The organism is Pseudomonas sp. CFBP 13711 (assembly GCF_014842265.1).
In the GTDB taxonomy this organism is placed as follows: domain Bacteria; phylum Pseudomonadota; class Gammaproteobacteria; order Pseudomonadales; family Pseudomonadaceae; genus Aquipseudomonas.
In genome coordinates this window covers 46,513-67,350 of sequence record NZ_JACYVI010000022.1, presented here as the reverse complement: position 1 = coordinate 67,350, position 20,838 = coordinate 46,513, and the positions used below count along the sequence as shown (strand labels likewise).

Genomic DNA, 20,838 nt, shown 5'->3' with positions numbered 1-20,838 from the left:
TTGCGCTTTCTGGTCATGTAGAACTCCTCGATAAATGTATTTTCCACTTATCGAGGTGTCCGGGGAAATTAGACCACTGCAGTCTGACGCCTTCCCGGCTGAAGCCGGTTCCCACTGAAACACCGCGCACTCATAGTGGGACCGGCTTTAGCCGGGAAGAGGCCCTCATGGACGCCATCCATTTTGCGGTGTGACGCCTGACGCCTTCCCGGCTGAAGCCGGTCCCACTGAAACACCGCGCACTCATAGTGGGACCGGCTTTAGCCGGGAAGAGGCCGGTGTGTACGCCATTCATTCTGCGGTGTGACGCCTGACCCCTTTCCGGCTGAAGCCGGTCCCACAAGGTGTACAGCCTTCCCGGCCAAGGCCAGTCCCACCAAGGGCGTTCGATCCGCTATGCGCCTGCTCGCAACATCTTCAACCACCGCCCCGGCGGATAGCCGAAGGTCTTCACGAAATGCCGTGTCATGTGGCTCTGGTCGGAGAACCCCGCCATCACCGATGCGTCGCTCAGCGAAACCCCCAACGCTATCGAATGCCGGACGAGGTCCAGCCGGCGCAGGGTCAGGTAGCGATAGGGCGTGGTGCCGAACAGCACGCGGAAATCCCGCGACAGGCGCCAGCGATCGGTGTCGCTGGCCTGTTCCAGATCGGTGAGGCTCACGCCCTGCTCCAGACTGGCCATGAGCATTTCCCGCGCACGTTGCGCGCCGGCGTAGTTGACGCTCTGGCGGCCCTTGCGCACACCGGCGGCCGCTTGCAGCGCAACAGCGAGGTCGTAGATCGCGTCGTCCAGTTCCAGAGGATCCAGCGCGTTATTCAGGTCGGAAAGCAGCGCCTGAGTGGTCCTGAACAGGCGCGGATCATTCGACGCCCCGCCCTTGATGAACGGCAGCGGCTTGCCGCCGAGCACCTGCTGAATCATCGCCGGTTCCAGGTAGAACATCCGGTAGCGAAAACCGTCTTCGGTCCCGGCGTGGCCGTCATGGGCCTCGTCCGGGTGCAGCACCATCGTCTGCCCCGGCAGGTTGTTGACCAACGCCTTGCCGTACTGAAAGCTCTGCACCCCCGACATCGTGTGGCCGATGGCGTAGGTGTCGTGGCGGTGCATCTCGAAGCCGTGGCCATGAAAGTACGCCTCGATCCGCTCGATCTGCGGCAGCGGCGCGGCACGCAGCACCCAGTCCCGCGCGGATTGGGTCAGGTGAGCGTCTTCGTCTGCGTGTGTGTCCATCGGCAGCGCTCGCGGCAGTGGACGGCAGGTACTTTGAGAGGACACCGGCCGCCGTCGTGAAAAAGGGCTAACCGGGCTGCTTGAGCAACGCCGCCGATGCATTGGACGCGTGCACCGCCGGAGGCTTCTCGTTGAGCAGGTTCTGGATCGCCTGGCTGTAGGCCTCGCGCCCGAGATTCATGCTGTTGTTGTGGTTGCCGCCCGGCACCATCAGCAGGTTCTTCGGCTCCTGCGCCGCGTCGAACAAGGCTTCGCTGAACTGCGGCGCGACGAACTGATCCGCCGTGCCATGCACGATCAGCACCGGCATGTGCACGTCGGCGATCTTGTCGATGGAGTCGAATTTCTGCGAGACCAGCCAGCGCACCGGCAACGAGGTGCGTTTGCTGGCGACGGAGGACGCAGCGTCGGCGAGGTTGGTGAAGGTCGATTCGATGATCAGCCCCCGCGCCTGAATGGGCTCATCACCTTTTTGCGCATCCCGGCCCAGTTCGGCGGCGAGGTCAACGGCCACGGCGCCGCCGAGGGAATGCCCGTAGATCAGGCGCTTTTGCGGGTCGGGTTGAATCTGCTTCAAGCGTGCCCAGGCAATGCGCGCGTCTTCATAAACCGACGCTTCCGACGGCAACTGGCCCTTGCTCTGGCCGAAGCCGCGGTAATCGATGGCGAGGATGGAAAACCCAAGCGCCCGCAGTTGTTCAATGCGGAACAACTGGCCGGTGAGGTTCCAGCGCGCGCCATGCAGATAAAGAATGGCGGGAGCGTCCTTCTTCTCCGAAGGCCACCACCAGGCATGGATGTTCTGCCCGAGGCCGAACGATGGCCCCTTGAGTTCAAGCTCTTGCACGTCGGACGGCAGGCCGTGGTACCAGCTCGCCGTGCCGGGCTCGATCATGAAGACCAGTTCACGCTCCTTGTGCTGCAGCGCCGCGCAACCGACCGGCAGACCAACGACGATCAGCACCGTGCACAGCCAGAAGAACCAGCGGGCCTTGAGCCGCGCCAGGGAGAATGTTCGCATTGAGAAAGGTGTCCGGTGCAGAAGTGAGTGCACCGGCAGTTTGCCATTCATTGGCGGGGCGGGTCCTGCTCTTTTCGGCGAACGGCTTTCTGTCGAAAGACCGCCGCCTGATCGGGCACGGCGTCACGCCGTAGGCTGCACCGAACCCTGCCCCCCGGCAGACTCAGTAACCCGAGCCCGACGCCGCCGCGCCACTGACGATCGCGATCCCGGAGCTGGTGCCCAGTCGTGTCGCGCCCGCTTCGATCATCGCCACGGCCGTTGCATAGTCACGCACGCCGCCGGACGCTTTCACGCCAACGCCCTGCCCCACGACCTTACGCATCAGGGCGACGTCTTCCAGGGTCGCGCCGCTGCGGCTGAAGCCGGTGGAGGTCTTGACGAAGGCCACGTTGAGGTCGCGGCAGATCTCGGCAGCGCGGGTTTTCTGCGCGTCGTCCAGCAGGCAGGTTTCGAAGATAACTTTCAGCGGCACCGCGCCACAGGCATCTTTGACGGCAGCGATGTCGTCGCGCACCTCGTCAAACAGGCCGTCCTTCAGCCAGCCGATGTTCAGGACCATGTCGATCTCGCCCGCGCCGGCCGCGATGGCCTGCTTCGCCTCGAAAGCCTTGGTGTCGCTCAGCCCGGCGCCCAGTGGAAAGCCGACCACGGCGCAGACCTTGACGGCCTCACCTTCCAGCAAGGAAGCGGCATACGGCACCTGGCCAGAATTCACGCACACCGAATAGAATCCGTGCTCCTGGGCTTCGCGGCACAGCGTGGCGATCTGCTCGCGGCTGGCGTCGGCGGCCAGCAAAGTGTGGTCGATGTACTGGGCGAGTGCTGCGGGTTCGATCTTCATGGCCAATCGTTTCCTGATAGTGAGGCGGTAACCAGCGACACGCTTTAAGCTTCATGCCTGAGCGCATCATTTTATGTTGTAAATATAACAATGAATGTTATTTTTTTACCATATCCATTCGACAATCGGAATGCCCGTGGACAGTAAAAAATCCGACCGTATCAAGTTGATCCAGCAAGCCCTGCAAGATCAGAAGGCCATTCACCTGAAGGAAATGGCTGCCCTGCTGGACGTTTCGGAGATGACCCTGCGTCGCGACCTGACCCGGCACCCCGACAAATTCCACCTTTTGGGTGGGCATATCACCCTGGCGTTTGATCCGTCCGAGGCCAGCGATTACAAAGTCACGGAACAAGGCACCCGCCACGTCGAGGAAAAACGCCGGGTCGGCAAGCTCGCCGCCGCGTTCATTCAACCCGGCGACACGGTATTTTTCGACTGCGGCACGACGATCCCTTTTGTCATCGACTTCATCCCGGACGAGCTGGAATTCACTGCGGTGTGCAATTCCCTCAACGTCCTGCTCAAGCTGCAGCAGAAGCCCAACTGCTCCATCGTGCTGTGCGGCGGCACCTTTCATCGCAAGAATCAGGTGTTCGAGCACCACAGCGAAGCGACCATTCTGGACGGCATCCGCCTGACATGGGCATTCGTGTCAGCGGCCGGGGTCAGCGATGAGCTGGGCGTGACTTGCTTCAACTTCAACGAAGTGGAGGTCAAGCAAAAGGTCCTGCGCCAGGCCCGGCACTGTATGTTGCTGGCCGATCACTCCAAATTTGATGCCGTGCGCACGGCGCACTTCGCCACGTTGCAGGACTTTCATGTGGTGGTGAGCGACAAGAAGCTGCCCAAGGTTTATCGGGATTTGATTGAGGGGTATGGGGCGCGGTGGGTGGTGTAATCGGCCCTGAATGTGTGTCGCCTGCGCCATTGCATTCGTGAGCAAGCTCACTCCCACCGGGTCGATGTCTATCCGCAGATAAGGCAGCGACCCACGCAACGGTGGTCGCTGCCTGATCACCGATTCAGCAGCACGAGCAAGTTAACTCCCCAGGGTGTCGCGTACAGCCAGATTCCCGCGTCGGATACAACATGTGTAGGAGCGGCCGGGGTGGCGCTCCACCTTGCTTTCGAAGAGTCCTTCAGCGTTTCAGATCGCTTTCCAGCTGCCGCACTTCCTCAGCCCCCAGATACCCCGTCGTCACGCTGAACGATGCGCTCTTCCCCGCGCCCAACAAACGCACGTTGCCTTTGGCCTTTTCCGCCAGATACCCCTCGGGCTCGCAGGTCGCCGGCAGCACAAATGCGGCCACCTGCTGATCAGCGTTGTGCAGGATCCAGCGCGCCGCATGATCGAACTGCGCCGGCTGATAGCGCGTGTAGAACGCCGGGCCTTCCGGGTGCTTGAGCAGGAAATGCGCATGGCCCTGGGCGTCCGCGTGCACGCCGTCGAAGAAGCAGACAATCTCCGGATCGTACAACTCAGGCGTGTTCAGGCTCTCCAGACGCGAAGGGTCTTCCGTCAGTTCGGCCATGTACGCCGACCATGCCGGCGTCGGCTTGACGTGGGCCGGCACGCTGCTGCGAACCCGCGTACGCGCCATGCCCAACGGCTCGACGAAACGTCCGCCGTCGACGTAGGCGTAATTCATGTGCGCCATATACATCAGCTCCATCGGCTTGCCGGCCAGGTTGCGCACGTCCATGCCGATGTCGAACAGCGCCGAACCCGGGCGCAAGGTCACGCTGGGCCTGGCGCGATAGTGGTCGCCAAAGCCCATCACGTATTCGTACTCGCCGCCGATGCGCAGAAACGCGCCGCCCGCGTCCTCGCCGACTTCCAGCCAGGCACTGTCCATCGGCGCGCAGGGCATTTCACCGTGCAGCGGATGATCGTCTTCCGGCGTCGGGCAGCCGTTGCGCAGGAGGCCGCTGTGGAACATGAAGCAGCCGTAAGTACCAATCACCGTCGGGCTCGGGCGCGGTTGCTCGAACATGTTGCGCATGGTCAGGTCGCAGCCATCGAAGACCGCCGACCAGACCATTTGCCCCTGATAAGGCAGCACCACAACCCGACCGCGATCGTTCTCCAGCGCCAGGGCTTTCACGCCGCTGGGATAGGTCCAGGCCAGCACACGGAAGTCCGCGGATTCAAGCAGCGTCTTTTCATCGCCACTGAACAGCTCCGGGTACAGCGAAATCGTAGTGCGCTTTTCGGCCGTTCTCATGATGCCGTCACCGCGCCCACGGGTGCCTGGGCCGGCAGCGGATCACGCATGCATTTGATGGCGTAGGCGACGATCGCCACAAAGCACAGCAGTGGCACGGTGTAGGCGATCTGCATATTTCCGCCGGTGGCGTCGGAGAGCAGGCCCTGGAAGATCGGCATCACGCCGCCGCCGACAATACTCATCACCAGCAGCGAACCGCCGACGCCGGTGTCTTCGCCCAAACCGTCGATGGTCAGGCCATAAATGGTCGGCCAGCACGGACCGAGGAAAATACTCACGCCCACCGCCGCATACACCGCGCTGATGTTCGGCACCAGAATCGTGTAGGCCAGCAGTACGATGGCCAGCACGCCGTAGATCGCCAGCACTTTGGCCGGGGACATTTTGCGCATCAGCAGGTTGGCGATCATCTTGCCGACGAAGTAGGCGGCGAAGGTGGTCAGCAGGAACCACGACGCGCTGCGCTCGTTCATGCCGCCCATCTGCATCGCCAGGCGAATGGTGAAACTCCACACGCCCACTTGCGCGCCCACGTACAGAAACTGCGCCAGCACGCCGAAGGTGAAGCGCGGGTTGCGCCACAGACGCGACAGGCTCTGGCCAATGCTGCTCGATTTAACGTTGGCCGTGACCTTGCCCTTGCACGCCGGAAACTTGGTGAACGCGATCAGCACGAACATCAGCACCAGCACCGCGATCATCCATTTGTACGGCAGCAGCGTGGACTGAATCATCTGCAATTGCTGAACTGCGGCTTCCGAGGCGCTCATCTGCGTCAACTGCTCGCGGGTGGCGTCGGTGTCCTTGAACATCACGAAGCTGCCGACGTACACGCCGGTCATCGCGCCGAACGGGTGGAAGGTCTGGGAAATGTTCAGGCGGCGGGTGCCGGTTTCACGCGGCCCCATCAGCGTCGAGTAGGTGTTGCAGGCGGTTTCGAGGAAGGCCAGGCCGGCCGCGATGACGAACAGCGCCATCAGGAACATGCCGTATTTGGCCATCGACGCTGCGGGGAAGAACAGCGAGCAGCCCGCCATGTACAGCACCAGACCGATGAGGATGGTGGTCTTGTAGCTGAAACGTCTGACGACCATCGCCGCTGGAATCGCCACGAAGAAATAACCGAGGTAGAACGCCGATTGCACGAAGGAGGTCTGCACATCGCTGAGCAGGAAGGCTTTCTTGAAGTGGGCGATGAGCACGTCGTTCATGCTCGCGGCCGCTGCCCACAGCGCGAAGCAGCAGCACAGCAGCAGGAAGGCGAACCACGGCGTGCGGTTCAGGTAGAACCCGTCCGGTGATTGTTGGAGCGCGGGCTTTGTCATTGTTGTTCTCCGGGAAGTACAGGGAATACCCCGCCCCACCGCACAGGCGATCGGCAGGGCGCGGCGGCTCAAAGGGTGTCGAGAAAGTGGCCGAACGCGGCAGCGTCCGGGTAGGAACTCTGGGTGCCGAGGCCGGTGACCGAGCAGGCGGAATAGGCCACCGCGCGGGTCATGGCGTTGCGCATGTCGCCGTCTTCGCTCCAGTGGCGGGCGAAGCAACCAATGAACGCGTCGCCGGCGCCCGTGGTGTCGCGGGCATCGACCTTGATGCCTTCGACGCGAAACTCGCCTTCTTCGCCGACGTACAGCGCGCCCTTTTCACCCAGGGTGACGATGACGTGACGAATCCCGTCCTGCACCAGTTGCCGGGCGGCCGCGCGGGCTGATTCCACCGAGTCGATAACACGGCCGGTGACCAGCGCCAGCTCGGTTTCGTTGGGAATGAAGAAGTCCAGCTGCGACAGGTGCTCGCGGCTCAAGCCCTTCACGGCAGGCGCCGGATTGAGCAGCACCGGGATGCCGTTGGCCTTGGCGAAATCGATCGCGTAGTAGACGGTTTCCAGCTCGATTTCCAGTTGCAGCACGAGGAGCGTGCAGTCGCGCAAGGCGGCCTGGGCAGCGTCGATGTCCGCAGGTTTCAGGTGCGCGTTGGCGCCTTTGACGATGAGGATGCTGTTGTGGGAATCGCTCTGCACGAAGATCGGCGCCACGCCGCTGGAGACGCCGGGCACGCGCTGGACGAACTGGGTATCGATGCCATAGCGCTTGAAATTGGCCAGGGTGTTGTCGGCAAACATGTCGTCGCCGACCTTGCTCAGCATCAACACGTCAGCGCCCAGCTTGGCCGCCGCAACCGCCTGATTGGCGCCCTTGCCGCCGCAGCCCATGGCGAAATTCGGTGCTTCGAGGGTCTCGCCCTGCGCCGGCATCCGGTCGATGTAGGTGATCAAATCCACCATGTTGCTGCCGATGACCGCGATCTTGTTCATGTGTGTGAGTACCTTGTTCACGCGCCGGGCCCGAAAGACGAGCCACCTTCGCGGTTTTATTTTTGTTATTTAAATAACATTTTGTGTGACTATTCAACCTATTTCTTCCGAGGTGGACATGCGGCTTGGCGCCTGACACACATGTCGTCCAAAGGAAGCGGGTTGGAAGCCCTGAGGCAGAGGGTTTGCAGCCACTGGTCGTACAGACCATGGATTCGCGCAAACGTTTGCGATGGAGATGAAACATCATCGAACTTTGCGCAGTTGAACGAACTGAGGGAGGGGTTTGCCCGCAAAAAGCTGCCCGCAGGAGCCTGCGGGCGGGGCGCTGCATCTACATCAGGAAATACAGCAGCAGAATATTCGCCACCAGCATCGCCAGCGCGGTGGGGATTTGCGCTTTGATCACCGCGTACTTGTCGGGCAATTCCAGCAGGGCTGCGGGAATCAGGTTGTAGTTTGCGGCCATGGGCGTCATCAGCGTGCCGCAGTAGCCCGAGAACATCCCGATCGCGGCCATGACCGCCGGGTTGGCGCCGTACATGCCCACCAGCACCGGCACGCCGATGCCGCCGGTCATCACCGGAAACGCCGCGAAACCGTTGCCCATGACTATGGTGAACAGCGCCATGCCGAGCACATACACCATCACCGCGACGAGGCGAAAATCCAGGTTGATGTAGGCCGTCGCCAAGTGCGCCACCGCCTTGCCGACGCCCGCATCGTTGAACACAAGGCCCAGCATCGCCAGCATCTGCGGTAGCACCAGCGCCCAACCCAGCGCTTCGGTCAGCCGCCGCGATTCGCGCATGGCCTGCACCGGCGTGTCACGGGTCAGCCAGCAGGCCAGGGCCAACGCCACCAGACTGCCAATGCCCAGGGACACGAAGGTGCTGTTGGCCGGGTCCAGCAGAAAGGCGTCGCCAAACTTGATGTTCTTCAGCAGCACCGCGCCAATCACCGTCACCAGAGGGATCGCCAGCGCCGGAATGAACAGCTTGTTCTTCAAGCGCCCTGCACTCTCCCGCCGCGCCCGGTCGTTGAGGTTCTCATGCTGACCAAAACCCACGCCGCCGAACCCGGCGATCACCGCCATGACGATCACGCCGACGCCCACCCACACCGGTGGCAGCTTCTCGCCGACCAGAAACGCAATGGCGAACAGGCCCCAGAACAGTCCCGTTGACCAGCGTTTGGGATTGGTCCGATCGGTCGCGGTCATGAACGCGGTGATCGCCAGGATCACGCCCGCCAGCCAGTACAGGTATTGAATGGAAATGATCATCGCGCCAGCTCCTTGTCGACAGCGGAGGCCGGCGGCAGCGCCGTCAATTCACGATTCAGACGTTGATCGAAACGGTGCAGGCGGATGGCGTGGATGACGAATGCGCAGATGGCTGTCGGGATCCCCCAGAAGGCAATGTGCATCGGGTCGACATCAATGCCGGAGCCGAGCAGGAAGGTGTGCATCAACGCAATCGCACCGAAGGCGACGAAGATGTCTTCGCCGAAGAACAGCCCGACATTGTCGGTCGCCGCGCACAACGCCAGCAGCTTGATGCGCAATGCCTCGGGCAGCTTGCCGAAGCGCGATTCAGCGGCGCCTTCGGCCATGGGCGCGAGCAACGGCCGCACCATCTGTGGATGGCCGCCGAGGCTGGTCAGCCCCAGGGCTGCGGTGGTTTCACGCACGAACAGATACGCGATCAACAGGCGTCCGGCCGTGGCACCGGTGAACCGGGCGATCCAGTTCTGCGCGTGCAGACGCAGGCCGTGGCGTTCAAGCAAACCGATCACCGCCAGCGGCAGAAGGATGATCAACGGCAGCGTGCGGGTTTTGATGAAGCCCGTGCCGATGGTCGCCAGGATGGTCTCCAGCGGCATGCTCGCGGCAAGGCCGGTGGCCAGGGCGGCGAGCGCCACGACCAGCATCGGGTTGAAACGCAGGACGAAGCCCAGAACGATGACCAGCACGCCAAGCAGCGGCCAGAGGTTAATAGCGGTTTGCATGATGGGGTTCTCGTTGGCAGTGGCGGTACCTTGCTGGGGCACGAATAAGAAACGTGTTCGAGAAACGAGCGGTCGCGGCGCCTGTGCTTAACGAAGTGACAGTGCCGCTGCCCCATGGCACCGCAGTCAACGCCGGGCCGTCCAACGGGAAAAACCCGCTATGGCCCATAAGATTTTCTGTTGCCGGGGTGGCATGCAACCTGCTGTTCCAGTGCTCAGTCTGCACAGGTCGTGCCTGCAACGCTGTGACGCTCCCCCGTCATCATGTAGGTGCGCCGGCGCTCAATATGCTCAAGGAAATCCCTCGGTGAATCTCAAGTTTCTGGAAACCTTCGTCTGGGTCGCGCGGCTGAAAAGCTTTCGTCTGACGGCGGAAAAACTGTTCAGCACCCAGGCCTCCATCTCCAGCCGCATCGCCGCGCTGGAGGACGAAATGGGCGTGCGCCTGTTCGTGCGGGATTCCAGGGGAGTGTCGCTGACGCAAGAAGGGGCGCGCGTGCTCGAATACGCGGAGCACATCATGGACACGATGCAAAGCATGAAGGCGGCGATCAAAGACCCGAGTCAGGTGCGCGGCCGCATCCGCATCGGCGCCATGGATACGGTGATACACACCTGGCTCAGCCCCCTGGTAACACGCCTGATGAAGTGTTACCCGAATCTGGAAATCGAGCTCACCGCCGAGACCGCCAGCAACCTCTGCTCGCAGCTGGAAAAGGGTTATCAGGACATCATTTTCCAGACCGACGTGCTGCGTTTCGACAGCGTGCGCAACGCGGTGCTGGCGCGCTATCCTCTGCGCTGGGTGGTGCCGACCGGCTCGGCGTTCGACCGCCCGGACGTGACCCTGGAAGAAATAGCCGAAGCGCGCATCGTCACGTTTTCGCGCAATTCGCGGCCGCACCAGGACATCCTCAACCTGCTGCACACCGCCAACATCGTCACGCCACGGATCAACTGCGTGAACTCGGCGTCAGCCATTACCCGGCTGGTGCGCGACGGCTTCGGCATCGGCGCGCTGCCGGTGACGCTGGTGCATGGGGAACTGGCTCAGGGCGCGTTGACGCTGATCGAGAACGTCCCGCTGCCGCCGCTGATGGACATCGTCGCCAGCTGGCGCACCGGCGCGGGAATGGAGCTGGTGGAAGATATCGTCAGCCTGACCCGCGAGGTCGTGAGCGCGTTTGCTCAGGAAATGCCGGAGGGGTTTGTGCTGGAAGGCGGACCGGAGTGAGCCGGATCAATACCCTCCCCGCCCCTCCAGCAACGTGTCCAGCAACCAGGTCCCGGCCGGTCCCAGGCTTTTTTGCCGGGACCAGATCACGTCGACCGCCGAGCTGCGCGGCCAACCCGGCACTTTAAGTTCCTTCAACCGGTCCTGCCCGCAGGTGCTGACCAGCCAGCGCGGCAGCGCCGACCAGCCGAATCCGAAGATCGCCATGTCCATCAACAGCAGGTAATTGGGAGCTGACCAGCTACGCCGCGCGCCGCTGGGCAGGTCGTCGGTGGGCACGCTCTCGTCGACGATGGTGTTCAGCCGCAACGCCCGATGCTGCGCAAGATGGCGGTAATCGACGGCTTCTTCAGCGGCCAGCGGGTGGTTGTGGGACACGAAGATGCCGAAGTCCGCGCGCTCGACGATGGTCGCGTAGCCCACTTCCGGCGGGTACGACGCCTGGGCGGACAGCAGACCCAACGACGCACGGCCCGTCTGGATCAAGTTGATCGCGTCACCGTGTTCGGCAAACACGCACTCCAGTTCCAGCTCCGGAAAGCGCTGATCAAGTTCGGTCATGCGCGTCTGAAATTCAGCGAACTGGTTGGCGTCGGACAGCACCAGCGTCAAGCGCGGCTCCATGCCCTCGGCCAGACGCCCCGCCGCGCGACGCAGCGTATCGGACGCCGCGAGCACGTCCTCGATGCGCCCTTCCAGCGCCCTGCCCGCTTCAGTCAACGCGGGATGGCGGGTCGAGCGGTCAAACAGTTCCAGGCCCAGATCGATCTCCAGCCGCGAAATGGCCTCGCTGATGGTCGACTGGCTCTTGCCCAGGCGCCGGGCGGCGGCGCTGAACGAACCCAGCGCGATGGTCTGGGCAAACGCTTCAAGTGCTTCGGGGGAATAGCTCACGGGTGGATACCTCTGAAGAGCATGCGACGTCGCCATCGGTTTTTCCGATGGGACCGATTTTCACTCTAGCCCATCGCGCCCCGACAATGCACACCTGCCCGCGACAAAGTGATCACCGCCATGCCTCTGCACACCCTCACGCCCCCCAAGACCGCGAAGCCGGTCGTTGCGCCGAAATCCGTCAAAGAACGCGCCCTGCATGCGCTGCTGTTCGAGCTCATCGGCGTGCTGATGTTCGCGCCCGGGCTGGCCTGGGTGCTCGGCCAGTCCATCGGCAAGATGGGCGCGATGACGGTGATGATTTCCACGGTCGCCATGCTCTGGAACATGGTCTTCAACGCCGGGTTCGACCGTCTGCGCGCACGGTTGGGTTTCGTCCTGAATTTCAAGGCGCGGGCGCTGCATGCCATCGGCTTTGAAGTGGGGCTGATTTTCCTGGTGGTGCCGATGGTGGCGTGGTGGTTGTCGGTCACATTGCTGGAAGCCTTCCTGCTGGACATCGGTCTTGTGCTCTTGTATCTGCCGTATACGATGCTGTTCAACCTGGCCTACGACGGTGTCCGCGAGCGTCTGCTCGCCCGTCCCCAGCCATGCGCTGCTGATCGATAGCGGCACAATTGGTCTCCCCTAAACCTCCTTCATTGGCTATTCGGCGTGCGACGGTGCCGACGTAAGATTTCGCCACGTCCAGCGGCTATCGCCGGCAACCTTTGAAAGAGAGCACTGACATGAACAACCGAATCAACTGGGCCCAGAAATCGCCGGAAGCCTACAAAGCCATGGTCGGCCTGGAGACAGCGCTGAGTAAATCCGGGCTGGATCATTCGCTGCTGGAGCTGATCCGTCTGCGGGCGTCGCAGCTCAACGGCTGTGCATATTGCGTGAACATGCACGCCAATGACGCACGCAAGGCCGGCGAAACCGAGGCTCGTCTGCAAACCCTCAGCGTGTGGGAAGAAACCGAATTCTTCACCGAGAAGGAAAAAGTCGTACTCGCCTGGCTTGAAAGCCTCACCCTGCTGCCTGTGCACCGTGCGCCGCAACATCAGTACGAAGCGTTGCTCAAGCATTACAGCGAAGCCGACGTGGTCAACATTACCTTGGCCGCCGCCACCATCAACGCCTGGAATCGCTTCGGCGTGGGGTTTGCGATGATGCCGAGCTGATTCCCGTTATTGGCCTCACACCCGCAAAAACCGTCCGCTGATCGCCACACCCAACAGCATCACGGCGATGATCATGAACGCCGCGCCGAGGCTGCTGAGGTGGGCGACGAACCCGATGCCAGCCGGCCCCATCAGAATGCCGATGTAGCCCAGCGTCGTGATCGCCGGCACCGCCACGTTCTCCGGCATGGTCTTCTGCCGACCGACCGCGCTGTAAAACACCGGCACGATGTTGGAACAGCCGATTCCCACCAGCGCGTAGCCGCACAGCGCCGCTTGCCAGACCGGGATCAACGTCGCGACGGTCATCCCGGCGGCCGCGCACAGCCCGCCAAACAGGATGATTTTGTGCACGCCCAAGCGCCGGACAATCGGATCGCCGCACAGACGCCCGATCGCCATGGCCAACGCGAATACCGCATAACCGAATCCAGCGTAGGACGGTTCGACGCCGCGCTGGGCGCTGAGGAACACCGCACTCCAGTCGAGCATCGCGCCTTCGGTGAGGAACACCGTGAAGCACATCAAGCCGATGAACAGCACCACGCCCCGGGGAATCGCAAATGCCGGGCCGCCCGGTTCACTGCCGTACGGCAACAAGTGAGGCGCGGCTTTGTACAGCGCAATCGCAATGAACAACGCAACGACGGCCATTGCCAGCCACGGCCAGACGCCGACGCTCAACAACGCCGACACCCCCGCCGCGCCCAGAATCCCGCCGCAACTGAACAGCCCGTGAAACCCGGACATCATGGTCTTGCCGCTGGCCCGCTCGACGATGATCGCCTGAATGTTGGTCACACACCCCAGCGCACCCATGCTCGCGCCGTAGACAAACAGCGTGGCGACCATCAGCGGCACCGAGCTGAGGGTGGCCAATAGAGGCAGACACACACAGGCGATCACGCCCGTCATCACGATCAAACGCCGACAGCCATAACGCACCGTCATCGCCCCGGCCAACGGCATGGAAACGATCGAGCCAATGCCCAGACACAACAGCAACAACCCGAGGCCGGCGTCGTCCAGACCCAGACGGCTTTTCGCATAAGGCACCAGCGGCGCCCAGGCCGACATACTGAACCCGGTGACAAAAAAAGCGATCCGCGTCGAAAACTGCTCCAGCCGCCCCGGTACCACAGGCGCTGCGGTGCTGATGGAAGTCATTGCCGCTCCGTTGAAAACAGCGGCCCGGCATGGCCCGCTCGGGACCAGCCTAACAAAGCTTGAAACAATGCCGAAGAAGGGATGTTGCAGGCAGTGGCCTCAGGAACGCCTCACTCGCCCTCGAAGACATCGACGCGGAGCGTCAAAGGATGCATTCCCACGCGGAGCGTGGGAACGATCGATTGCTTCAGTGGGACCGGCTTTAGCCGGGAAGCCCTTGATCTGCTTTTGATCTGATCTTGATCTTGATCTTCAAACACAAAAGGCCCAGACGACACCAATCGCGACTTTGGTGCAGGCCGAACGCAGACGACGCGCAGTGGGCCGAGCCGCATGGATGCGGCGAGAGCGCCGTCAGGACATGGATGTCCGTTCGGCGCGGGCCCACGGAGCGTCGTCGGAGTGAGGGTATTCCGACGAAGGAGGAACCCAACCAGGAGCAAGCACCCTTGGTTACTTGGGGTGCTTTTCCAAGTAACTCGCCGAAGGCGAAACCCGAGGCCGTTAGGCCGACGCCCTTGATCTTGATCTTGATCTTGATCTTGATCTTGATCTTGATCTTGATGAAGGATCACGCCTTCCAAGGCGACCGCCGAATAATCTCCACAAAATTCAGCGGCTTGAACGTCGGATCCTCATCCACCAACACATCCGCATTCACCGTCCCGAACGTCGTATCAGGCTTATGCCGAAACCCATCAGCAAACGCACACAAAATGCACCCCTTGAAATCCTCCCCGCGCGGGTGAGCATGGGTCACCACCTCACGCTGCTCATCACTGAACTGCCCGTAGTTGATCCCCAACACATCCATCTCCACGCCCGCCGTCACCAGCGCCACGTTCGGCCGCAAATGCTCCGGCACGCCCGGCGTCGTGTGCAGCGCAATCGACAACCAGACCTGCTCCACATCCCCCTCGGACAACCCAAACGGCTGCATGAACGCCCGCGCCGCATTGGCCGAATCCACCTCGAAACGCAGGTCCGCACTGCGATGCCGCTCCACCAGACCCACGTCATGAAACATCGCGCCGACGTAAAGCTGCTCGGCGTCATATTTCAGCCCCTTACGCTCCCCCGTCAGCGCCCCCCACAAAAACACCCGGCGCGAGTGATGAAACAGCAAATCGTCCTCCTGCTCGCGGATGTACTCGGTCGTAGCGCGGGCCAGCGCGCTGTCGGGGATCTTGATGCCAGCAATTGATTGAGTCATGGGAAGTCTCTCCAGCGGCCGCACCGGTGTGGCGCGTTCAAGAGAAGTCTGGGCGATGGCGCATACCGGCTCAATCGGCGCGCGGTCTCGTTCTCTGCCAAACGTGCATCGTTTACTGCCAGCCCACCTGCGGTTTACCAGATTGCTGCGGACCGCCCGCCTGACCTCGGATAAACTCTGCGCCGTTGCAGTGCGCTACGCCTCAAAAAGCGCTTTAAAAAGTGCCCTCAAAGCGCGCCGTCAGAGCCCGCCGATCAAAGCATTCCTGCAAACCCCACACCTGATGCATCGAAAACAAGGAGCCCCCGTGTACAAGGGCGTTGCGTTATCGGTCATGGCCTCCTGCCTGTTCGCGGTCATGTACTACTACACCTCACTCCTCACGCCGTTGAGCGGTGAAGAAATCTTCGGTTGGCGCATGCTGCTGACCCTGCCCTGCGTGACCCTGTTCATGCTCTCCAGCGGCGACTGGAAACTGGCCCGCGCCCTCGGCGTCCGGGTGCGCCAGACGCCTGCATTGCTGGCGGGGATGGCGCTGTCGGCGACGTTGATGGGCGCGCAGCTGTTGCTGTTCATGTGGGCGCCGCTGCACGGCCGCAGTCTGGAGGTGTCGTTGGGGTATTTTCTCCTGCCGCTGACCATGATCCTCACCGGACGCGTGGTGTACGGCGAGCACCTGTCGCACCTGCAGAAAATCGCCGCCTGCTGCGCGCTGGTTGGTGTGGGCAACGAGCTGCTGCGCCTGGGCAGTTTTTCCTGGGAAACCCTGGTCGTCTGCCTGGGTTATCCGCTGTACTTCGTGCTGCGGCGCAAGCTCAAGACCGACAACCTCGGCGGTCTGTGGTGGGACATGCTGCTGATCCTGCCCGTCGCCGTGCTGTTCATCTGCCAGGGCAACCCGTCGGTGGTGGAACAATTCCCACGCTTCTATGTGCTGATTCCGGTGTTGGGGGCGATCAGTGCGTCGGCCCTGGTCAGCTACATTCTCGCCAGCCGCCTGCTGGCGTTCAGCGTGTTCGGGCTGCTGAGCTACGTCGAGCCGGTGCTGCTGGTCGGTGTCGCCCTGCTGCTGGGCGAATCCATCGGCCGCGACGAATGGATGACCTACATGCCCATCTGGCTGGCGGTCATGGTCCTGGTGGGGGAAGGCGCCAAGCATGTGTTGGCTCAGCGCCGACGCAACAGCGTGTGAATTGAAGTTTGCGCCTTAGGAGCGTTAATGACCGAACCGCGCCAGCTGCATCTCCTGCAAGCGGCTCAGCGTGCGCCGAAACGCGAACGCCAGATAGCCTTCGGTGTACAGCTCGGCCATCGGCATCGCGGCTTCGATGTACAGCGGCACCTTGCGGTCATAGCACTCGTCCACCAGCGCAATGAAACGCCGCACGCCATCGTCATAGGGCGACAGCTGCGGCAGTTCGCGGTCCCCCGCGGTGACCTGTTCAACGCCATCCTCGGTACCACGGGCAATGCGCCCCTCGCGCTGGGGTGCGCTCAGCGCCGGCACCTCACTCAACAAAACGGCCTTGTAGCGATCGCACAGCTCAATGAAATCCATCGCCGCCAGCGGTTGCTCGCACACGTCGGCATAGCGGCACCAGACCACCGTTCGACTGCTGCGCACCACCGGCACATGGCGACGACCCAGCGGCACCGGCTGAATCGACACCGACTCACCGCTGCTCAGCGCTTCGAATACCTCCACCAACGCGCTCGGCCCCTGCTCCGCCTTCACCCAGTAGCGCTGCCGCGCCTGACCGGGACGCAGCCGGTGGTCCTCGCCACCGTCGACCGAGACCACCTCCATGAACTGGTTGATCGCCGTGATCGCGGGCACGAAACGCTCGCGGTTATGACCCGTGGCGTACAGCTGTTCGGGCAATTGATTGGAGGTGCACACCAGCACCACGCCCTCGTCGAACATTGCGCGCAGCAGGCCGCCGAGAATCACCGCGTCGCCGATGTCGTTGACGAACAACTCGTCGAAACACAACACGCGCACGTCCTGGGCCAGCTCCCGGGCCAGCACCTGCAGCGGTTTGGCCACGCCAGTGAGCTGGAACAGGCGCTGATGCACCCATCGCATGAAATGATGAAAATGCTGGCGGCGGGCCGGGACCTGCAGGCTGTCGTAAAAACGGTCCATGAGCCAAGTCTTGCCGCGCCCCACCGGGCCCCACAGGTAAACGCCTTTGACCGCGACGCCGCGCTTGCCGTCATCCAGCGCCTGCCAGCACGCCTGCAAGTGCAGCGCGGCATTGCGCTGCGCCTCGTCCGGCTGAAAATCCCGGGCATCAACGGCCTGCTGCCAGGCCTCAAGTGGAGACAGAACGGTCATCGAAACGCTTCATTCGGCAGTGGAAGATTGATCGTGGCGTCTGGAATAAGAGGCGCCCAGCAGATAGAAACAGCCGCCGGCAATGATGAACGCCGCCAGCATGTAAAACATGAAATGCGCCGACTGGGTCGCCAGGGCGAAACCGCACAGTACCGGCCCCAGTGCGCCGCCGAGGTTGGAGAGGTTCTGCGCGCCGTAATACATGCCGCGCAAATGGGTCGGCGCGATGCGGTCGATGAACATGTACTCGGCCGGGAACACGATGATCTCGCCGAGGGTGAACACCGCCACCGCCAGCGACCAGTGCAGCACCGTCGTCGACAAGGCAAACCCGACCACGCCCATCAGGAACAGGCTGAAACCTGCGGTCAGCCACTGGTTCAGGTACTGATGGCTGATGCGTTTGCCGACCAGGTACTGCAAGCAGATCACCACCGCGGCGTTCACCGCGACCACCGAGCTGATGACCTGATAGGTGAATTCCGGCGTGCTGGTGGTGACCAGGTATTGCGACAGGTACGCGGTGAACTGCCCGAACACCACCGCGCTGAGCACGCCGCCGACGGTGAAGCACACCAGCCGGTAGTCCTTGAGCAGGATGCGTCCGACGGCGATGAAGGAAACTGGCGCATTGGCCGGGTCCGCTGAACTCAGCTTGCGGTCCCCGTACATTGCGTAGACCAGCAAGAAGCCCAGGCCCAGCGCCGCCGACATCACAAACGGCAGCTTCATGTTCCAGTGGGCCAACCCGGCGCCAATGAACGGCCCGACCGCATAGCCGATGTTGATCAGCGTGTAGCGCACCGAGAACACTTTGCTCTGATCGGCCACCGGCAACAGCTTGCCGAACGCCGCCTTGACCACGATATCGATGACCGAATACGCGAAATTGAACGACACCAGAAACAGGAAAAACAGCCACAGCTTGCTGGTCACGCACATGCCGATGAAGCCGGCGACGAAGAACCCGGTGAAGCACAGAATCAACCGGTAGCTGGACAGTTTGTCGGTGAGGTAGCCGCCATAGAGGCTCAGCAACGAGCCGACAATCAGCGCCCCGCCGACGACCATGCCGATGTCGCTCATGCTCAAGACGAAATTCGAAGACAGGTAAATCACCAAGTACGGCAGGGTGATCGCCCTGCCCAGCGTCAGAAAAAGCGAGGACGAAAGCAGGAGATTGACTGAAGCCGGGTAGTGTCTGAGCGCAGCGAGCATCCGTGTTCTGTCCTTGATGACGTGCCGAGCCTTGATCACAGGACTCGGCGAGCTGTTTGAGTCAAACATCGTTACACAATCGGCCGCGACAGGACACCTGAAGAATGAGTGGACCTGGCAGGGTGCGGCATTTCCCCAACTGGCCGTCTGCGTTCACATTCCGTAACATCCCCTCCTTTTGCACGCCGCCCGCTAGGTACCAAATGAAACCCGCCCGTCTTCGCGCCGATGTCCTCGCCGGACTCACCACCTCTTTCGCCCTGGTGCCCGAGTGCATCGCCTTCGCGCTGGTCGCGCACCTCAATCCACTGATGGGCCTGTATGGGGCCTTTATCATCTGCACGCTGACCGCGCTGTTCGGCGGGCGTCCCGGCATGGTCTCGGGTGCGGCGGGTTCGATGGCCGTGGTCATCGTGGCGCTGGTGGTGCAGCACGGCGTGCAGTACCTGCTGGCGACGGTGTTGCTGGGCGGGTTGGTGATGATCGCGTTCGGGCTGCTGCGCCTGGGCAAACTGGTGCGGATGGTGCCGTATCCGGTCATGCTCGGGTTCGTCAACGGCCTCGCGATCGTCATCGCCATGGCGCAGCTGGAGCATTTCAAAAGCGGCGAAACCTGGCTCAGTGGTACGCCGCTGTACCTGATGATTGGCCTGGTGGCGATGACCATGGCGGTGGTGTACCTGCTGCCGCGCCTGACCCGATCGGTGCCGCCGGCGCTGGTCGCCATCCTCGGCGTCGGTCTGCTGGTGTATCTGTTCGACCTGCCGACGCGCACCCTCGGCGACATGGCGCACATCGCCGGCGGTCTGCCGGCCCTGTCGCTGCCGGACGTGCCGTGGAATCTGGACACCCTGCGCATCATCGCGCCCTACGCGATCCTGATGGCGCTGGTCGGCCTTCTGGAAACCCTGCTGACCCTGAACCTCACCGATGAAATCACCGAAAGCCGCGGCTACCCCGACCGCGAATGCGTCGCCCTCGGCGTGGCGAACCTGGCGTCCGGCCTGTGCGGCGGCATGGGCGGCTGCGCAATGATCGGCCAGACCGTGATCAACCTCAGCTCCGGCGGCCGCGGTCGTCTGTCCGGCATCGTCGCCGGCGTGATGATCCTGATGTTCGTGCTGTTCCTCTCGCCCCTCATCGAGCGCATTCCGCTGGCGGCGCTGGTCGGCGTGATGTTCGTGGTCGCTCAGCAGACTTTCGCCTGGGCCTCCCTGCGGGTGCTGCGCAAAGTGCCGCTGAACGATGTCTTCGCAATCATCGCCGTGACCATCGTGACTGTCCTCACCGACTTGGCCACGGCCGTGCTGTTCGGCATCCTCATCGCGGCGCTGAACTTCGCCTGGCAACAGGCCCGCGAGCTGTACGCCGACAGCCACATCGAGCCCGACGGCAGCAAGATGTATCACCTCCACGGCACGCTGTTCTTCGCCTCCACCACGCCATTCCTCGATCAGTTCGATCACCTCAACGATCCGCAGCAGGTCACGCTGGATTGCCGACATCTGATCTTCGTGGACTATTCGGCGATCGCCGCGCTGAAAACCCTGCGCGAGCGGTATCAAAAGGCGGGCAAGCACCTGCGCGTGGTGCATCTGTCGGAGCGTTGCAAAAAACTGCTCAAGCGCGCGGGCGTGCAGCACGCTTGAGGCGAGTCACCCGCCGAATGATGGGCGGCGCAGGGCCTGAAGGCTCGGCACTGCGCGTCAGGTAACTGGCGCAGGGCTCATCCAGCGACGAGGGATCGCCACTTTTCTGCGCACCGGCCAAGCATTTGTTCCAAAAAGACTCACTTCTTGTACACAACCCGCCGCATAGTCTTTTCATAATCATCCGCAACGCCCTCACATTCAGGCCCCAAGTGGCGCAAGGCCAGCCGCCCGGGGCAACTTGACCACTTGATCAGCTCCGTGGCCCGGTAATTGCTCCGGGCAAGCCATCAGCACTGTTCCGT

At 62.3% G+C, this 20,838-nt stretch carries 19 protein-coding genes; 6 read left to right on the top strand and 13 right to left on the bottom strand.

Annotation, left to right across the window (positions count from 1 at the left end; translation table 11 throughout):
- Positions 1–394: 394 nt before the first annotated feature.
- The 3 genes from IFT47_RS26535 to deoC all read right to left on the bottom strand — a co-directional run bounded on the left by IFT47_RS26535 (position 395) and on the right by deoC (position 3,099).
- The gene (locus IFT47_RS26535) at positions 395–1,234 is read right to left on the bottom strand and encodes an AraC family transcriptional regulator (protein WP_192175002.1); all 840 of its coding nucleotides are present in this window, start codon (positions 1,232–1,234) and stop codon (positions 395–397) included.
- A gap of 67 nt (positions 1,235–1,301) precedes the next feature.
- Entirely contained in the window at positions 1,302–2,255 is a 954-nt protein-coding gene (locus IFT47_RS26530) for an alpha/beta hydrolase (protein ID WP_192175003.1), read from the bottom strand.
- Between the two features lie 163 nt (positions 2,256–2,418).
- On the bottom strand, positions 2,419–3,099 hold the full coding sequence (gene deoC, locus IFT47_RS26525; RefSeq protein ID WP_192175004.1) for a deoxyribose-phosphate aldolase: 681 nt from the start codon (positions 3,097–3,099) through the stop codon (positions 2,419–2,421).
- 130 nt (positions 3,100–3,229) lie between these two features.
- Between deoC and deoR the strand changes: the two genes are divergently transcribed.
- Positions 3,230–4,000: a DNA-binding transcriptional repressor DeoR gene (deoR, locus tag IFT47_RS26520; protein WP_192175005.1), complete on the top strand. Its 771-nt coding sequence runs from the start codon at positions 3,230–3,232 to the stop codon at positions 3,998–4,000.
- A 241-nt stretch (positions 4,001–4,241) separates the two neighbouring features.
- Here deoR and IFT47_RS26515 read toward each other — a convergent pair whose 3' ends face one another.
- The 5 genes from IFT47_RS26515 to IFT47_RS26495 form a co-directional block, all read right to left on the bottom strand.
- Positions 4,242–5,327, bottom strand: a complete 1,086-nt coding sequence (locus IFT47_RS26515; RefSeq protein WP_192175006.1) for an aldose 1-epimerase family protein — start codon at positions 5,325–5,327, stop codon at positions 4,242–4,244.
- Positions 5,324–6,655 carry an L-fucose:H+ symporter permease gene (gene fucP, locus IFT47_RS26510; protein ID WP_192175007.1) on the bottom strand — a complete coding sequence of 444 codons (1,332 nt, stop codon included), beginning with the start codon at positions 6,653–6,655 and terminating at the stop codon, positions 5,324–5,326. Before fucP ends, IFT47_RS26515 begins: the two co-directional genes overlap by 4 nt.
- Positions 6,656–6,723: 68 nt before the next feature.
- Positions 6,724–7,644 (bottom strand): ribokinase, encoded by a 921-nt coding sequence (rbsK, locus tag IFT47_RS26505; RefSeq protein WP_192175008.1) that lies wholly within the window; start codon positions 7,642–7,644, stop codon positions 6,724–6,726.
- Positions 7,645–7,978: 334 nt separating this feature from the next.
- A complete protein-coding gene (locus IFT47_RS26500; protein ID WP_192175009.1) occupies positions 7,979–8,929 on the bottom strand; it encodes a DUF979 domain-containing protein in 951 nt (316 codons plus the stop codon).
- Positions 8,926–9,654: a DUF969 domain-containing protein gene (locus tag IFT47_RS26495; RefSeq protein WP_074889105.1), complete on the bottom strand. Its 729-nt coding sequence runs from the start codon at positions 9,652–9,654 to the stop codon at positions 8,926–8,928. Before IFT47_RS26495 ends, IFT47_RS26500 begins: the two co-directional genes overlap by 4 nt.
- A 307-nt stretch (positions 9,655–9,961) precedes the next feature.
- Here IFT47_RS26495 and IFT47_RS26490 point away from each other — a divergent pair, with 307 nt between their 5' ends.
- Positions 9,962–10,888, top strand: coding sequence for a LysR substrate-binding domain-containing protein (locus tag IFT47_RS26490; protein ID WP_192175010.1), 927 nt, complete (start codon positions 9,962–9,964; stop codon positions 10,886–10,888).
- A 6-nt stretch (positions 10,889–10,894) separates the two neighbouring features.
- Here the strand turns inward: IFT47_RS26490 and IFT47_RS26485 are convergent, their stop codons facing one another.
- Entirely contained in the window at positions 10,895–11,782 is an 888-nt protein-coding gene (locus IFT47_RS26485) for a LysR substrate-binding domain-containing protein (RefSeq protein ID WP_192175011.1), read from the bottom strand.
- Positions 11,783–11,902: 120 nt separating this feature from the next.
- On the opposite strand from IFT47_RS26485, the gene IFT47_RS26480 reads away from it, so the two are divergent.
- Together IFT47_RS26480 and IFT47_RS26475 are read left to right on the top strand one after the other, a co-directional pair.
- Positions 11,903–12,391, top strand: coding sequence for a multidrug/biocide efflux PACE transporter (locus tag IFT47_RS26480; RefSeq protein WP_192175012.1), 489 nt, complete (start codon positions 11,903–11,905; stop codon positions 12,389–12,391).
- Between the two features lie 119 nt (positions 12,392–12,510).
- On the top strand, positions 12,511–12,948 hold the full coding sequence (locus IFT47_RS26475; RefSeq protein ID WP_192175013.1) for a carboxymuconolactone decarboxylase family protein: 438 nt from the start codon (positions 12,511–12,513) through the stop codon (positions 12,946–12,948).
- A 15-nt stretch (positions 12,949–12,963) separates the two neighbouring features.
- On the opposite strand, the gene IFT47_RS26470 is transcribed toward IFT47_RS26475, so the two are convergent.
- Positions 12,964–14,115 (bottom strand): MFS transporter, encoded by a 1,152-nt coding sequence (locus tag IFT47_RS26470; RefSeq protein ID WP_192175014.1) that lies wholly within the window; start codon positions 14,113–14,115, stop codon positions 12,964–12,966.
- Between the two features lie 571 nt (positions 14,116–14,686).
- A complete protein-coding gene (locus IFT47_RS26465; RefSeq protein WP_192175015.1) occupies positions 14,687–15,328 on the bottom strand; it encodes an HD domain-containing protein in 642 nt (213 codons plus the stop codon).
- Between the two features lie 307 nt (positions 15,329–15,635).
- Between IFT47_RS26465 and rarD the strand changes: the two genes are divergently transcribed.
- Complete coding sequence (gene rarD, locus IFT47_RS26460) at positions 15,636–16,520, top strand: EamA family transporter RarD (RefSeq protein WP_192175016.1); 885 nt, start codon at positions 15,636–15,638, stop codon at positions 16,518–16,520.
- Between the two features lie 24 nt (positions 16,521–16,544).
- Here the strand turns inward: rarD and zapE are convergent, their stop codons facing one another.
- Together zapE and IFT47_RS26450 are read right to left on the bottom strand one after the other, a co-directional pair.
- On the bottom strand, positions 16,545–17,666 hold the full coding sequence (gene zapE, locus IFT47_RS26455; protein ID WP_192175017.1) for a cell division protein ZapE: 1,122 nt from the start codon (positions 17,664–17,666) through the stop codon (positions 16,545–16,547).
- Positions 17,667–17,675: 9 nt separating this feature from the next.
- Positions 17,676–18,884 (bottom strand): MFS transporter, encoded by a 1,209-nt coding sequence (locus tag IFT47_RS26450; RefSeq protein ID WP_192175018.1) that lies wholly within the window; start codon positions 18,882–18,884, stop codon positions 17,676–17,678.
- Between the two features lie 203 nt (positions 18,885–19,087).
- On the opposite strand from IFT47_RS26450, the gene IFT47_RS26445 reads away from it, so the two are divergent.
- Positions 19,088–20,533 (top strand): SulP family inorganic anion transporter, encoded by a 1,446-nt coding sequence (locus tag IFT47_RS26445; RefSeq protein ID WP_192175019.1) that lies wholly within the window; start codon positions 19,088–19,090, stop codon positions 20,531–20,533.
- Positions 20,534–20,838: the final 305 nt, after the last annotated feature.

Excerpts from the sequence above, each read along its gene's own strand:
- deoC (WP_192175004.1), bottom strand. The coding sequence starts at position 3,099 with ATGAAGATCGAACCCGCAGCACTCGCCCAGTACATCGACCACACTTTG.
- zapE (WP_192175017.1), bottom strand. The coding sequence starts at position 17,666 with ATGACCGTTCTGTCTCCACTTGAGGCCTGGCAGCAGGCCGTTGATGCC.
- IFT47_RS26535 (WP_192175002.1), bottom strand. The coding sequence starts at position 1,234 with ATGGACACACACGCAGACGAAGACGCTCACCTGACCCAATCCGCGCGG.
- IFT47_RS26465 (WP_192175015.1), bottom strand. The coding sequence starts at position 15,328 with ATGACTCAATCAATTGCTGGCATCAAGATCCCCGACAGCGCGCTGGCC.
- IFT47_RS26445 (WP_192175019.1), top strand. The coding sequence starts at position 19,088 with ATGAAACCCGCCCGTCTTCGCGCCGATGTCCTCGCCGGACTCACCACC.
- IFT47_RS26530 (WP_192175003.1), bottom strand. The coding sequence starts at position 2,255 with ATGCGAACATTCTCCCTGGCGCGGCTCAAGGCCCGCTGGTTCTTCTGG.
- IFT47_RS26450 (WP_192175018.1), bottom strand. The coding sequence starts at position 18,884 with ATGCTCGCTGCGCTCAGACACTACCCGGCTTCAGTCAATCTCCTGCTT.
- deoR (WP_192175005.1), top strand. The coding sequence starts at position 3,230 with ATGCCCGTGGACAGTAAAAAATCCGACCGTATCAAGTTGATCCAGCAA.
- IFT47_RS26475 (WP_192175013.1), top strand. The coding sequence starts at position 12,511 with ATGAACAACCGAATCAACTGGGCCCAGAAATCGCCGGAAGCCTACAAA.
- IFT47_RS26470 (WP_192175014.1), bottom strand. The coding sequence starts at position 14,115 with ATGACTTCCATCAGCACCGCAGCGCCTGTGGTACCGGGGCGGCTGGAG.
- IFT47_RS26495 (WP_074889105.1), bottom strand. The coding sequence starts at position 9,654 with ATGCAAACCGCTATTAACCTCTGGCCGCTGCTTGGCGTGCTGGTCATC.
- IFT47_RS26500 (WP_192175009.1), bottom strand. The coding sequence starts at position 8,929 with ATGATCATTTCCATTCAATACCTGTACTGGCTGGCGGGCGTGATCCTG.
- fucP (WP_192175007.1), bottom strand. The coding sequence starts at position 6,655 with ATGACAAAGCCCGCGCTCCAACAATCACCGGACGGGTTCTACCTGAAC.
- rbsK (WP_192175008.1), bottom strand. The coding sequence starts at position 7,644 with ATGAACAAGATCGCGGTCATCGGCAGCAACATGGTGGATTTGATCACC.
- IFT47_RS26480 (WP_192175012.1), top strand. The coding sequence starts at position 11,903 with ATGCCTCTGCACACCCTCACGCCCCCCAAGACCGCGAAGCCGGTCGTT.
- IFT47_RS26515 (WP_192175006.1), bottom strand. The coding sequence starts at position 5,327 with ATGAGAACGGCCGAAAAGCGCACTACGATTTCGCTGTACCCGGAGCTG.